This is a genomic window from Novosphingobium aquiterrae (assembly GCF_042434435.1).
Taxonomy (GTDB): domain Bacteria; phylum Pseudomonadota; class Alphaproteobacteria; order Sphingomonadales; family Sphingomonadaceae; genus Novosphingobium; species Novosphingobium aquiterrae.
Genome location: NZ_JBHLTL010000001.1, coordinates 720383 through 733748 on the forward strand (window position 1 = coordinate 720383; position 13366 = coordinate 733748).

Annotated in this window: 12 protein-coding genes; 5 read left to right on the top strand and 7 right to left on the bottom strand. The window is 66.8% G+C overall.

Going from position 1 to position 13366, the window contains the following annotated elements:
• The first annotated feature begins 107 nt into the window (after positions 1-107).
• From ACFFF7_RS03525 to ACFFF7_RS03535, 3 genes are read left to right on the top strand one after another with little or no spacing between them, the layout of a single operon-like run.
• Positions 108-2306 carry a penicillin acylase family protein gene (locus tag ACFFF7_RS03525; protein WP_379479974.1) on the top strand — a complete coding sequence of 733 codons (2199 nt, stop codon included), beginning with the start codon at positions 108-110 and terminating at the stop codon, positions 2304-2306.
• 60 nt (positions 2307-2366) lie between these two features.
• Positions 2367-5270 carry a M16 family metallopeptidase gene (locus tag ACFFF7_RS03530; protein WP_379479975.1) on the top strand — a complete coding sequence of 968 codons (2904 nt, stop codon included), beginning with the start codon at positions 2367-2369 and terminating at the stop codon, positions 5268-5270.
• Between the two features lie 45 nt (positions 5271-5315).
• On the top strand, positions 5316-5615 hold the full coding sequence (locus ACFFF7_RS03535) for a hypothetical protein (RefSeq protein WP_379479976.1): 300 nt from the start codon (positions 5316-5318) through the stop codon (positions 5613-5615).
• Positions 5616-5676: 61 nt separating this feature from the next.
• Here the strand turns inward: ACFFF7_RS03535 and ACFFF7_RS03540 are convergent, their stop codons facing one another.
• The 7 genes from ACFFF7_RS03540 to rpsU form a co-directional block, all read right to left on the bottom strand.
• On the bottom strand, positions 5677-6588 hold the full coding sequence (locus ACFFF7_RS03540) for a hypothetical protein (protein ID WP_379479977.1): 912 nt from the start codon (positions 6586-6588) through the stop codon (positions 5677-5679).
• Complete coding sequence (locus tag ACFFF7_RS03545; protein ID WP_379479978.1) at positions 6585-7235, bottom strand: hypothetical protein; 651 nt, start codon at positions 7233-7235, stop codon at positions 6585-6587. Before ACFFF7_RS03545 ends, ACFFF7_RS03540 begins: the two co-directional genes overlap by 4 nt.
• Positions 7236-7333: 98 nt before the next feature.
• Complete coding sequence (gene gatB, locus ACFFF7_RS03550) at positions 7334-8830, bottom strand: Asp-tRNA(Asn)/Glu-tRNA(Gln) amidotransferase subunit GatB (protein ID WP_379479979.1); 1497 nt, start codon at positions 8828-8830, stop codon at positions 7334-7336.
• A 1-nt stretch (position 8831) separates the two neighbouring features.
• Positions 8832-10319 (bottom strand): Asp-tRNA(Asn)/Glu-tRNA(Gln) amidotransferase subunit GatA, encoded by a 1488-nt coding sequence (gatA, locus tag ACFFF7_RS03555; RefSeq protein WP_379479980.1) that lies wholly within the window; start codon positions 10317-10319, stop codon positions 8832-8834.
• On the bottom strand, positions 10319-10621 hold the full coding sequence (gene gatC, locus ACFFF7_RS03560; RefSeq protein ID WP_379479981.1) for an Asp-tRNA(Asn)/Glu-tRNA(Gln) amidotransferase subunit GatC: 303 nt from the start codon (positions 10619-10621) through the stop codon (positions 10319-10321). Before gatC ends, gatA begins: the two co-directional genes overlap by 1 nt.
• 80 nt (positions 10622-10701) lie before the next feature.
• On the bottom strand, positions 10702-11283 hold the full coding sequence (locus tag ACFFF7_RS03565; protein WP_379479982.1) for an FKBP-type peptidyl-prolyl cis-trans isomerase: 582 nt from the start codon (positions 11281-11283) through the stop codon (positions 10702-10704).
• A 97-nt stretch (positions 11284-11380) separates the two neighbouring features.
• Positions 11381-11587, bottom strand: a complete 207-nt coding sequence (gene rpsU, locus ACFFF7_RS03570) for a 30S ribosomal protein S21 (protein WP_147088947.1) — start codon at positions 11585-11587, stop codon at positions 11381-11383.
• 215 nt (positions 11588-11802) lie between these two features.
• Here rpsU and crcB point away from each other — a divergent pair, with 215 nt between their 5' ends.
• Positions 11803-12195: a fluoride efflux transporter CrcB gene (crcB, locus tag ACFFF7_RS03575; protein WP_379479983.1), complete on the top strand. Its 393-nt coding sequence runs from the start codon at positions 11803-11805 to the stop codon at positions 12193-12195.
• Entirely contained in the window at positions 12192-13364 is a 1173-nt protein-coding gene (locus ACFFF7_RS03580; protein ID WP_379479984.1) for an RluA family pseudouridine synthase, read from the top strand. Before crcB ends, ACFFF7_RS03580 begins: the two co-directional genes overlap by 4 nt.
• The last annotated feature ends 2 nt before the right edge of the window (positions 13365-13366 follow it).

Here is a 13366-nt window from a genome sequence, read left to right on the forward strand (position 1 = left end):
AGCCTCCTGTTACACCGCAAGGTAGTGTTGCGAATTGGCAACACAAGAGGTGCTTGCGAAAATTGTCCAAGCATGACTACCACGCAGCCAAAGGGAGACAATTGATCATGCGCAAGGGAATGGCCCGCACGGGCTGGGTCGTTCTGGGTCTTTTTCTGGTTGCACTGGTCGCTCTGGCCAGCTGGGAACCCTTCCTGGCCGAGCAGCCCGGCCCGCCGCCGCCGCCCCGCGCCTACGCGGCCGAAGTGATCCGCGACGAATTCGGCGTGCCGCACATCCACGGCCGGACCGATGCAGATACCGCCTTCGGCGTGGCCTGGGCCCATGCCGAGGACGACTTCTCGACCCTGCAGGATGTCGTGGCGATGACCCGCGGGCGCTATGGCGCGATAGCCGGGCAGTCCGGTGCCGGGGTCGATTTCGCCTATCACTTCCTTGGCGCGCGCGAAACCGCGCGGCGGCATTACGGAGCACTGCCCGCCGATGTCCGCGCCGTGCTCGATGCCTATGCGAGCGGGCTCAACCGCTATGCGCAGAAGCACCCCGGCGAGATCAAGCTGGCGCGGCTGTTCCCGGTCAACGGCGAGGACATCGCCACCGGCTTTGCCTTGCGCCAACCATTCTTCTTCGGGCTCGACAGCGTGCTCGGGCCGCTGGCCGAGGGCAAACCGTTCCGGGCCGAACACGGCCCGCCGCTGAATGGCAAACCGCTGCCCGACTTCACCCAGGGCGGCGGCGATCAGCTGGTCCCTACCCCGCCGATGCCGTTACCGATGGGCGAGACGGCCGAGAACAGCGGATCCAACGCCTTTGCCATCAGCCCGGCGCGCGGCGGTGACGGAGTGACCCGGCTGCTCTCCAACAGCCACCAGCCCTACAAGGGCGGGGTCGCCTGGTACGAGCTGGAAATTTCGAGCGACCAGGGCTGGCACTTTGCCGGGGCGACCTTCCCGGGATCGCCCTATCCCTTCCTGGGCCACAACGAGACGCTGGGCTGGACCAATACCGTCAACCGCCCCGACCTGATCGACATCTACAAGCTGCAGGTCGATTCCGACGCGGTGCACTACAAGCTGGACGGCAAGTGGCTGCCGCTTGAGCACCACCGCGTCTGGCTGCCGGTACGCATCGGCCCGATCGTGCTGCCGATACCGCGCGACATATGGCGCAGCGTCCACGGCCCGGCGCTGGTCACCAAGCGCGGCACCTATGCGCTGCGCTATGCCGGGATCGATTCGATCGCCAGCCTCGAACAATACTACCGCATTACCAAGGCGCGCGATTTCGGCGAGTGGAAGCAGGCAATGGCAATCCAGGGAGTGCCGGCGACCAACTTCATCTACGCCGACAAGGCCGGCAACATTGCCTATGTCTACAACGCCGCGATCCCCGACCGAAAGGCCGGTCCGGACTGGCGCCATCCCGTCGACGGCACCCGCTCCGACCTGATCTGGCAGGGCCCGATCCCCTGGACCAGCTATCCGCAGGTGACCAACCCGGCCTCGGGCTTCGTGTTCAATTCGAACAACACCCCGCTGCTTGCCGCCGGGCCGGGCAGCGAGATCGATCCGGCGAAAGTGCCCGCGATCTGGGGCGTCGAGACCGACCTGACCAACCGCGCCCGCCGCGCAGTCAAGCTGCTGTCCGCCCCCGGACCGATCACCCGCGAACGGCTGCTGACGACCAAGTTCGACACCGGCTACGAACGCGCCGGCTATGTCGCCTTCATGTTCGACGGGATCGCCCGACTCAACCTCAAGCAAGGTTCAGATCTGGCCAAAGCCCAGGCATTGCTCGCCACCTGGGATCTTACCGCCGACGGCAAGGGCGGTGCCGATGCGCTGGCGGTGATGGTGCTCGAACAGGCGATGAAGAACAGTTATGGCCTGAAAGTGCCGCCCGATCCGCGCACGGAACTGGCCAAGGCGGTCGAACATCTGACCAGATACTTCGGGCGGATCGATCCTCCGCTGGGCGATGTCATCCGCATCCGCCAGGGCAAGATTGACCTGCCCAATGATGGCGGCGGCGATACGCTGCGCGCCTCGACCGACTGGGATGTCGATCGCGACGGCCGCCTGTCGGTCAAGCACGGCGACAGCTTCGTCATGCTGGTCGAATGGGGCAAGGACGGGCAGGTCCGCTCGCAATCGATCCAGCCCTATGGCGCGGCGACCACCCGCCCGAACGATCCGCACTATGCCGACCAGGCGGCGCTGTTCGTCCAGCACCGGTTCAAGCCGGTGTGGTTCAACCGCGCCGATGTGGCCGCACATGCGGTTCGTCGATACAAAGTGGCCAATTGACCCAAGACGGTTTTGGCTGAACACAAGCATTCCAACGCTGCCCGAACCCGAAGGATCGCCATGCGCCGTCTTGTTGCCGTTTCCCTGATCGCCTTGTCGCTGTCCGCCTGTGCAGCCAAGCCCGACACCATCGTCTCGGCCGTCCCGCCGGCACAGCCTGTCGCGGCGCCCGCGCGGGTTGAACCCGCCCCAGCGTCGCTGGCCGATCTGGTCAAGGCGGTCGACATTCCGTACGAAAAGTTCACCCTCGCCAACGGCTTGACCGTGCTGGTTCACACCGACCGCAAGGCGCCGATCGTCGGGGTGACGACCTATTACCGGGTCGGATCGAAGAGCGAGCCCAAGGGCCGGACCGGATTTGCCCACCTGTTCGAGCACCTGATGTTCGGCGGATCGGAGAACGTCCCCAATTTCGACATCCCGCTGGAAGGAGCCGGATCGACCAGCACCAACGGATCGACCTGGTACGACCGCACCAACTATGTCGAAACCGTCCCCAAGGGCGCGGTCGAGCTGGCGCTGTTCATGGAAAGCGACCGGATGGGCCACCTGCTGGGCGCGGTGACCCAGGACAAGCTCGATAAGCAGCGCGGCGTGGTCCAGAACGAAAAGCGCCAGGGCGATAACCAGCCCTATGGCCTGGAAGACTATGCCATCGGCGATGCGCTGTTCCCGGTCGGCCATCCCTATCGTCATTCGACGATCGGCTCGATGGCCGACCTCAACGCTGCGGCGCTGGGCGACGTGCGCAAGTGGTTCACCGATAACTATGGCCCCAACAACGCCATTCTTGCGCTGTCGGGCGATATCGATGCGGCGACCGCCCGCTCGCTGGTCGAAAAGTGGTTTGGCCAGATCCCCGCTGGCCCGGCCGTGCCCAAGGTCTTCGCGGGACCGGTCGATCTGCCCGCACCGGTAACGCGCGACATCGCCGACCAGGTCCCCAACCTGCGGCTGACCCGCACCTGGAGCGGCCCGGGGATCAATTCGGACGACGCAGAGGCGCTGGAAGTGGGAATGGACATCTTGGGCGGCCTGGCCAGCTCGCGGCTCGACAACGCGCTGGTGCGCGGATCGCAGCAGGCCGTCGGGGTATCGGCAACGGCCCAGCAGCACGAGCAGACCAGCTGGTTGCAGGCGTCGATGATGGTCAAGGATGGGGTGCCCCGCGCCGCTGCCGAAGCCGCGTTCGACGCGGTGATTGCAAAGTTCCTGACCGAAGGGCCGAGCGAGGACGAAGTCCGCCGTTCCGCCACCCGCCTGGTCAGCCAGGAGATCGGCCGGCTGGAACAGGTCGGCGACTTTGGCGGCAAGGGCATGACCCTGATCGAAGGGCAGCTCTATTCGGGCGATCCCGCCAAGTACAAGGCCCAGCTGCAGCGGATCGCGGCGCTGACCCCGGCCGACGTCAAGGCGGCCATGAACCGCTGGCTCAGCCGTCCGGTGGTCGCGGTCAACACCGTGCCCGGCACCCGCACCGAAAAGGGCGAGACGTTGGGCGGCTGGGGTGACGAGGCGACCAGCCCGGCTCCGAAGCCCGATGCGAAGAAGCCCGCGCCCAAGCTTGTCACCGGACCCAAGCGCACCGCACCTGCGGTCGCCCCGGTGGGCGATCTGGCCTTTCCCGCAATCGAGCGCGGCAAGCTGGCCAACGGCATTCCGGTTACGCTGGTGCGGCGGACCAGCGTGCCCAAGGTGGTGATCAGCCTGAACTTCGATGCCGGAACCGCGGCCGATGCGCTCGACACGCCGGGAACCCAGTCGCTGATGCTCAACCTGCTCGACGAGGGCACCCAGACCCGCGACGCGACCCAGATTGCCGAGGCGCAAGAACGGCTTGGCGCGACGATCGGCGCGGCCGCCGGGCTGGATAGCAGCGCGGTGACTCTCGACGCCCTGACCGCCAACCTGGCCCCGTCGCTGGAACTGCTGGCCGACGTGGTCCGCCGCCCGGCCTTCCGAGGCGAAGACGTCGGCCGTGTGCGCGACCAGCGGCTGAGCCAGATCGCCCAGGTCGAGGCCAATCCCAGCGGGCTTGCCGCGCGGGCGATCGCGCCGATCCTGTTCGGGGCCGACCATCCCTATGGCCTGCCCGGCGATGGCCTCGGATCGAAGGCAGCAGTGGCGGCTATGACCCCCGCCACGCTCAGCGCCGCGCACGACCGCTGGATCCGGCCCGACAGCCTGAAGATCACCGCGGTCGGCGACGTTACGATGGAGGCGCTGCTGGCCGTGCTCAACCAGAGCTTCGGCGATTGGGCGGCTCCGGCGACCCCGCGACCGGTCAAGGATCTCAGCCGCCCGGCCCCGGCTCCGCGTCCGCGGATCGTGCTGATCGATCGCCCCAATTCGCCGCAGTCGGTGATCTTCGGTGGACGCGTCCTGCCGCTGACCGGACGCGATCAGGACAAGGAAGCGCTGGACCTGGCCAACGAAGTGCTGGGCAACGGCTTTCTCAGCCGGCTCAACATGGACCTGCGCGAGGACAAGGGCTGGTCCTATGGCGTGCGCTCGATGGTTCCCAGCCCGCTCGGCCCGCGCTCGCTGCTGGTCATGGCTCCGGTCCAGGCCGATCGCACCGGGGATTCGATCAAGCTGATCTTGGCTGACATGGCGGCCTTTCCGGCCACCAAGCCAGTCGACAAGGTTGAACTGGGGCGGGTGACCGACGGCAACATCCGTGGGCTGCCCAACCGCTTCCAGACCAACATGCAGGTGCTGGGCGCGGTGGTGACAAACGAACGGCTGGGCCGCCCCGACAACTACATCGGCACCCTGGCCAGCCGCTACCGCGCGGTCGATTCCAGGGCGATTGACGCGATGGCCAAGGCCTATCTGGGCCGCGACGGCCTGACCTTTGTGGTGGTAGGCGATCGCAAGGCAGTTGAACCGCAGCTCAAGGGGATTGGCCTGCCGGTCGAACTTGCAAATCCCGTTGACTCGGGCGCATCATCGGGCAAGTGAAGTGACAACACTTACTTACCCCCCTGTCAGTTGAGGAGAGAGACCATGTCAGTTGCCGGCACTTACGAATGCGTGACCAAGACCCCGATGGGTGACCAGAAGAGCGATGTGACGATCAATGTCGACGGTGACACCTTCACCGGCACCAATGCCGGGGCGATGGGTTCGCTGGAGATGGAGAACGGCAAGGTCGACGGCAACAAGCTGACCTGGACGATGAAGATGACCGTGCCGATGCCGATGACCCTGGAAGGCGAAGCCACCGTCGATGGCGACACCCTGACCGGCACGGTCAAGGCCGGCGCGTTCGGCAGCTTCCCGATCAACGGCACCCGCAAGGGCTGACCCTTCGCAAGTTCACCGAGGAAGGGCGCCGGAAGCAATTCCGGCGCCCTTTTCGTTGGTGCTATTTCTTGATCCGGACCTGGGTGCGGATCGCCGGATTTGGCACATCCTGCCCGGTGCGCTCGTCGATCACCGTGTCGCGGCGATAGCCGAGAATACCGGCCACCGGCGGCATCCGGTCGATCGGCAGGCCGAAATAGTTGTTAAGCTTGCCATTGGCGTGAAGTTCGACCTGGACCGCGGGCAGCGCTTTGAGCGAAGCCGGGACGCCAAAGGCCAGCGCGGGCGGGGTCCACAGCGGGTCCTTGCCCTTGGCCTTGCGCTCCTCGTTCTGCGTCAGCATCGCCTGGGTGCCGACGCTGTACGGCGGGGCGATCTTGGGCAGGGCGGCCAGGGCATTGCCCAGATCGGTGATCACGCCGCCCTTCACCTCGAAGCGGACCGTGCCCATGCAATAGCATTGCCCGGCCGGGGCGAGGTTCGGCGCATAGTACATCGGACCGTAATAGATATAGGTCCCCGGCTTGACCGCGGTCAGATAGGTGAACTGGGTGTCGCTCTTGCCGAAGACGAACATCGGTCCGAAGGACACCATGTCGCGCAGTTCGATCGCGCCGATCGAGAAGGTCTCGCGAGTCGGCTCCTCGGGCTTTGGCGGCAGTTTGTCCTTGGTCGCCTTGGCCAGCGCCACGTCCTTTTCCCAGCTCTTGACCGCGCTGGCGTACTTCTTCTTGGCCTTGGCGAAGCCTTCGTCCCAGTCCTTCTGGTATTCGGTGCGGGTGCTGTCATCGGGCACGCGCAGGAACACGCCCTGGCTGCGGTTCGCGCCCTGGACGAAAAGATAGCCCTGGGTCGGATCAAGGTTGGCCTTGCCCGACAGCAGGTTCTTTTCCTCGACCGCCTGCGCGTGAACGGCCAGTGGGGTCAGGGCGAGGGCGGCCAGCGCCGCGATGGCGGTACGCAGCGCCCTCACAGTCCCAGCTCCTTGGCGGCGGGTTTCGGTCCCGAGGCGACCAGCGCCTGCAGCTCGAGCGCCTCGTTGCGCTCGCCCTCCTTCTTGCGCCCGTTGCCTTCCTCGAAGTTGAAGGTCTTCCACAGATCGCCCGACAGGCCGTAGCGCTGATAGCCCTTGAACCCCATGCAATTGCGCAGGTTGATGCGGCGCTGCTGGCGCCGCGCAGCCGAGCCGAAGATCGCGTCGGCCATCAATCCGCCCAGCGCCCCGCCGATGCCGCCGGCGAGGACGCCGTACTGCGCCATCGCCGCGCCCATCGCCGCGTCGTTGCCGCCCATGTAGATGTTCGACCCGCTGGCCAGCGCGTCGCATTCGCGCACGTCGTTGAAGGCATCGACATAGCTGGTGCCGTCGCGATGGAAGTAGAAATACTTGTCGTAATCCGCGACGATCTCGGGCGTTGCGGCATAGTCCAGCTTGGGCCGGGTCAGCGTTGCGGGATCGGGCAGGTCATAGACCGGCGCGGCGATCGCGCCAGTGACCGCGGGCGGCGGGGCCACTTCGGCTGGGGTGGCGGCTGGCGCAGCAGCCTGGTCCTGGGCCAGCGCGGGCGCAGCGCCCAGCACCAGCGACGCCGCAGCGGCGGCCACGCACAATCGTTTCATCAGACATCCCCCGTCTCGAAAACGGCCAGGATCGCTACCCAGCCCCGAACGCAGGAATAGCTGCCCGATCGCTGCGCGCAACCGGGAAAATCGCGTGGTTACGCCAGCTTGGCCTTCAGCACCTGGTTGACCAGCTGCGGGTTGCCCTTGCCCTGCATCGCTTTCATCGTCTGGCCGACGAAGAAGCCGAACAGGGCCTCCTTGCCGCCGCGATATTCGGCGACCTTGTCGGCATTGGCGGCAAGAACGGCATCGACCGCGGCCTCGATCGCGCCGGTGTCGCTGGTCTGCTTGAGGCCCTCGCGCTCGACGATGGCGGCGGCACCGTCACCGCTCTCGAGCATCTTTTCGAGCACCTGCTTGGCAATGCTGCCCGAGATCGTCCCGTCAGCGATCAGCGCGAGCAGCTCGGCTCCGCCCTGCGGCGTTACCGGGCTTTCACCAAGCCCCTTGCCCAGCTTGTTGAGCGCGCCGAACAACTCCGATATCAGCCAGTTCGACGCCTGCTTGGCGAGGTCCGCCTCGCCCTTGCCGGCCTTGGCGGCAGCGGCGGCGACCAGCGCCTCGAACCAGCGCGCGGTCTCGACATCGGCGGTCAGCACCCCGGCGTTGTAGGGCGACAGCCCCAGCGCGGTTTCATAGCGGTGGCGCTTGGCGTCGGGCAGTTCGGGCAAGCTGGCGCGGCAATCTTCCAGGAACGCATCGTCCAGTTCCAGCGGCAGCAGGTCGGGATCGGGGAAATAGCGGTAATCGTGCGCGTCTTCCTTGCTGCGCATCGAGCGGGTCACGTTCTTGTCGGGATCGTAGAGCCGGGTTTCCTGGACGATCGTGCCGCCATCCTCCAGCACGTCGACCTGGCGGCGCGCCTCGCTTTCGACCACGGCCATGACGAAGCGGACCGAGTTGACGTTCTTGGTCTCGGTCCGGGTGCCGAACGGCTCGCCCGGTTTGCGCACGCTGACGTTGACGTCGGCGCGCATCGAGCCCTGGTCCATGTTTCCGTCGCATGACCCGACATAGCGCAGGATCGCGCGCAGCTTGGCCAGATAGGCCCCGGCCTCGGCCGGGCTGCGCATGTCCGGGCGGCTGACGATTTCCATCAGCGCCACGCCCGAACGATTGAGATCGACATAGGACATCGTCGGGTGCTGATCGTGCATCAGCTTGCCGGCGTCCTGCTCGACGTGGATCCGCTCGATCCCGATGGTCTTGGTGCTGCCTTCGGGGTCCTTCTCGTCAAGGATCACCTCGACCGCGCCCTCGCCCACCAGCGGGTGGTAAAGCTGGCTGATCTGGTAGCCCTGCGGCAGGTCGGCGTAGAAGTAGTTCTTGCGATCGAACCGCGACCACTTGTTGATCTTGGCCCCCACCGCCATGCCGGTACGCACTGCCTGGCGGATGCATTCGCGGTTGGGCACCGGCAGCATCCCCGGCATCGCCGCGTCGACCAGCGACACCTGCGAATTCGGTTCCGCCCCGAAGGCCGTCGCCGCGCCGGAGAACAGCTTGGACTGCGAAGTGACCTGCGCGTGGACCTCAAGGCCGATCACGACCTCCCACTCGCCCGTTGCGCCCTGGATGCGATAGTTGCTCATCTTACCACCACTTTTCCGGCTTGGCCGAGAAGGCCGCGCGGTTCTCGATCGCCAGCCCGGCATTGAGCACGCCCTGCTCGTCGAAGGCCTTGCCGACGATCTGCAGGCCGAGCGGCAGGCCCTCGCGGTTGAGACCCGCCGGGACCGACATCGCCGGCAGGCCGGCCAGCGAGGCGGGCACGGCGAAGACGTCGTTGAGGTACATCGCCAGCGGGTCCGAAACCATCTCGCCAAGGCCGAACGCCGCGGTCGGCGCGGTCGGGGCGAGGATCACGTCGCACAGGGTGAAAGCGTTCTTGAAGTCCTGTGCGATCAGGGTGCGGACCTTCTGCGCCTGGGTGTAATAGGCGTCGTAGAATCCGGCGCTGAGCACATAGGTGCCGATCAGGATTCGGCGCTTGACCTCTGCCCCGAAGCCGGCGGCGCGGGTCGCGGCGTACATGTCCTGCAGGTTGGCGCCCTCGGGCAGGTCGCGCAGGCCGTAGCGCACCCCGTCATAGCGGGCGAGGTTGCTTGAGGCTTCGGCCGGGGCGATGATGTAGTAGGCCGGCAGCGCATATTTGGTATGCGGCAGCGAGACGTCGACCACGTCGGCACCGGCGTCCCTCAGCCAGGCGATCCCCTGGTCCCAGCTCGCAGCGACATCCGCGTCCATGCCGTCCATGCGGTATTCGCGCGGGATACCGACCTTCTTGCCGCGCAGGTCGCCCGACAGCGCCGCTTCCCAGTCGGGCACCGGCATATCGAGGCTGGTCGCATCCTTGGAATCGAACCCGGCCATGGCTTCGAGCATGATCGCGCAGTCGCGCACGTCGCGCGCCATCGGCCCGGCCTGGTCGAGGCTGCTGGCGAAGGCGACGATGCCCCAGCGGCTGCAGCGCCCGTAGGTGGGTTTGATCCCCGAAATGCCGGTGAAGGCGGCGGGCTGGCGGATCGAACCGCCGGTATCGGTGCCGGTCGCTGCCGGGCACAGCCGCGCCGACACGGCGGACGAGCTGCCGCCCGAGGAGCCGCCGGGGGCGAGCGGGGCGTTGCCGCCGTCCTTGCGTCGCCACGGTGAGATCACGTTGCCGAAGTAGCTGGTCTCGTTCGACGAGCCCATCGCGAACTGGTCGAGATTGAGCTTGCCCAGCATCCCCGCGCCGGCATCCCACAACTTCTGCGAAACCGTGCTTTCGTATTCGGGGGTGAACCCTTCAAGGATGTGGCTGGCCGCGGTGGTCTGGACGCCGCGCGTGGCGAACAGATCCTTCATCCCGATCGGCACGCCGCCCATCTTGCCCAGCGGCTGGCCCGCGGCGCGGCGCGCGTCGGTGGCGCGGGCGGCGTCGAGCGCCTTTTCGGGCGTGGTGACGATAAAGGCGTTGAGCGCGGACTGCGCCGCGGCGACATTGGCGTTGAACGCCTCGGCCACTTCAACCGCGGTGAAAGTGCCCGCGGCCACCCCGTCGCGGATCGCGGCGACGCCCAGTTCGGTAAGGTCGCTCACTATTCGATCACCTTGGGTACGCCGAAGAAGCCATGTTCGGCCGCCGGGGCGTTGGCCAGCACCGCATCGCGCACGCCGCCGCCGGTCAGCGGATCGGCGCCGATCACGTCGTCGCGCAGGCGCAGGTGGTTTTCGATCACCGCGGTCATCGGCTCGACTCCCGAGACATCGACTTCGCCGAGCTGTTCGACCCAGGCGAGAATCCCGTTGAGTTCGGGAACCATTGCCGCGATTTCGGCTTCGCTGACCTTGATCCGGGCCAGCGAGGCGATCTTGGCCACGGTGGCGGTATCGACCGACATGGCAATCCTTCACATGAAATGGGTTACGCGTGGGGCGCGCTAGCACCCCGGAAAACGGGCTTCAAGCGGGCCTTGCGGCCTTATTGCGGTTGCGGCGCACCCGGCGGCATGCCGCGCACTTCGCCGCCCGGACCTGCGGGCCCGCCCTTGCCGCCCTGCTGCTGCATCTGCTGCTGCAACTGCTGGATCATCGCCTGCTGCTGCTCGACCTCGGCACGGCTTTTGAAGTCGATCAGCTCGATGTCGAAGTTGAGATCCGAATTGGCCGGAATCTCGACCTTGCCGGTCTCGGGATTGCGCTGTTCCTTGTCGCCGTAACCCAGCGCGGCGGGGATCACGACCTTGTAGCTGCCGCCCTTCTGCATCTGCGTCAACGCCTTGCCGAAGCCGGGGATGACCCCCTGCATGTCGAGCGCGCCCTGGCCCTCCGGCTGGAACACCGTGCCGTTGTCGAGCGTGCCCTTCATCTTCACCAGCACCAAGTCGGCGGCGGTCGGCGACGGACCGGTTCCGGCCTTGACCACCTGAACCTTGACCCCGACGGGCAGCGTTGCCCAGGCCAGCCCGCCGGCAGCCAGCGCGGCAGCGGCAACGCCCAGCCACAGCTTGCCCAGCGCGCCCTTGGCGATGGGCTGAAGCGGAACGCGGGTGATCTCGGTCATGCAAATATCCCTGGTGGCGCGCAGCAAAAAGGGCGCGGGTTGTGTCCGCGCCCTCTTGGCTCAACAGTCGCTTGGGTTCAAGCGGAGTCGACGGGTCTTACTTGACGCCGTCGCGTTCCATCCGCTTGCGCTCCATCTTGCGGGCGCGGCGAACGGCGGCGGCCTTTTCACGGGCGCGCTTTTCCGACGGCTTTTCGAAGTGACGGCGCAGCTTCATCTCGCGGTACACGCCCTCACGCTGCAGCTTCTTCTTGAGCGCGCGGAGAGCCTGTTCGACGTTGTTGTCGCGGACGAGAATTTGCATAAACCGGAACACCTCAATTAAACCAAAAGACCAGAGCCCCGCTGCAAACGGTGCGGGGATGCGCCTTCAAAAAGAAAGACGAAAACGGGCCGAATCCTTACAGGAACGGCTCGAACCGGCGGGCGGCTAGCAGAGAGTCGGACCCTGCGCAAGCATTTGCGTCGAAAAAGCCGCAGAACTGGTCAGTGCGCGCAGACCTCGCTAAGGGCCGTTCGATGACATCATCGTCCTTCCTTTCTTCCTCGCTGGCCGTTGCCCTGGGCGGCGGTTTCGGCGCCTGGCTGCGCTTTGGCGTGGGCCGGCTGATCGGCCTGTCCGGCTATCCCTTTCCCTGGGCGACGCTGAGCGTCAACCTGGCCGGCAGCCTGGCGATGGGGCTGCTTGCCGGCTGGCTGGCGCGTCACGGCCAGGGGGGCGAGCACTGGCGGCTGCTGCTGGGCGTGGGCGTGCTCGGCGGGTTCACCACCTTTTCCGCCTTCAGCCTGGAGCTGGCGCTGATGATCGAGCGCGGGGCGCTGGGCACGGCGGCGTTATACGTTGCCGTCTCGGTGCTGGGCGGAATCGCCGGGCTGTTTGCCGGGCTCGCTGTGATGCGAGTGGCGACATGAAGCCCGCCGACAACGTCCGCCAGTTCACCGTCGGCGCCGACGACGACGGCGCGCGGCTCGACCGCTGGTTCAAACGCCACTTGCCGCAGGTCGGCTTCGCCACGGTCAGCCGGTGGGCGCGGACCGGGCAGATCCGTCTCGACGGCAAGCGTGCCGATGTGGCCGACCGGATCCTCGCCGGCCAGATCATCCGCGTGCCCCCCGGCGGCGATGCCCCGGAAAAGGGCAAGAAGCTGCGTGAGCGGAGGCCGCTGACCGCCGAACAGACCGCGCAGGCCGAAGCGATGCTGATCGTGAAGACCCCCGCCGCGCTGGTGCTGAACAAGCCGCCGGGCCTGGCCACACAGGGCGGCAGCGGCACCTATGCCCATGTCGATGGGCTGCTCGATGCCTATGCCGGGGCCGACGAACCGCGCCCGCGGCTGGTCCACCGGCTCGACAAGGATACCAGCGGCGTGCTGCTGATCGCCCGCACACCGGGCAGTGCGGCCTACTTCTCCAAGCACTTTTCGGGCCGCTCGGCGCGCAAGATCTATTGGGCACTGGTCATCGGCGTGCCCGATATCGAAGACGGGCTGATCGAACTGCCGCTGGGCAAGCAGCCCGGCACCGGCGGCGAGAAGATGATGGTCGACGAAAGCGAGCAGGGCCAGTCGGCCCGCACCCGCTACCGCGTGATCGACCGCGCCGGCAACCGCGCCGCCTGGGTCGAGCTGCAACCCTTGACCGGGCGCACGCACCAGCTGCGCGTCCATATGGCGGCGATCGGCCATCCGATCGTCGGCGACGGCAAGTACGGCGGGCAGGAGGCGTTCCTGTCGGGCAGCATCAGCCGCAAGATGCACCTTCACGCGCGCCGCCTGCTGATCGACCAGCCGGGCGAGGCCAAGGCGATCGACGTCACCGCCGAGCTGCCCGAGCATTTCGCCGCGAGCATGGAAAGCCTGGGCTTCGATCCCGCCGACGGCGCCAACCTGCGCCAGGCTCCGCCCCCGCCCCCGCGCGAAGTGCTCAAGCAGCAGGCCAAGGCCCATGCCAAGCAGGTCCGCAAGGAACGCCGCGGCGAGCGGCGGGGGCGCGGCGCAGCGGCGGACAAGCCGCTCAAGAAAGGCGGCCCGACCAAGGGCAAGGGTTCACCCAAGCCTGCTGGCGGCAAGCCGAAGCGATAGGC

Bases quoted from the DNA above. Each gene is read 5' to 3' on its own strand.
- ACFFF7_RS03525 (WP_379479974.1), top strand. From the start codon at position 108: ATGCGCAAGGGAATGGCCCGCACGGGCTGGGTCGTTCTGGGTCTTTTT.
- ACFFF7_RS03530 (WP_379479975.1), top strand. From the start codon at position 2,367: ATGCGCCGTCTTGTTGCCGTTTCCCTGATCGCCTTGTCGCTGTCCGCC.
- ACFFF7_RS03535 (WP_379479976.1), top strand. From the start codon at position 5,316: ATGTCAGTTGCCGGCACTTACGAATGCGTGACCAAGACCCCGATGGGT.
- ACFFF7_RS03545 (WP_379479978.1), bottom strand. From the start codon at position 7,235: ATGAAACGATTGTGCGTGGCCGCCGCTGCGGCGTCGCTGGTGCTGGGC.
- gatB (WP_379479979.1), bottom strand. From the start codon at position 8,830: ATGAGCAACTATCGCATCCAGGGCGCAACGGGCGAGTGGGAGGTCGTG.
- gatC (WP_379479981.1), bottom strand. From the start codon at position 10,621: ATGTCGGTCGATACCGCCACCGTGGCCAAGATCGCCTCGCTGGCCCGG.
- ACFFF7_RS03565 (WP_379479982.1), bottom strand. From the start codon at position 11,283: ATGACCGAGATCACCCGCGTTCCGCTTCAGCCCATCGCCAAGGGCGCG.
- rpsU (WP_147088947.1), bottom strand. From the start codon at position 11,587: ATGCAAATTCTCGTCCGCGACAACAACGTCGAACAGGCTCTCCGCGCG.
- crcB (WP_379479983.1), top strand. From the start codon at position 11,803: ATGACATCATCGTCCTTCCTTTCTTCCTCGCTGGCCGTTGCCCTGGGC.
- ACFFF7_RS03580 (WP_379479984.1), top strand. From the start codon at position 12,192: ATGAAGCCCGCCGACAACGTCCGCCAGTTCACCGTCGGCGCCGACGAC.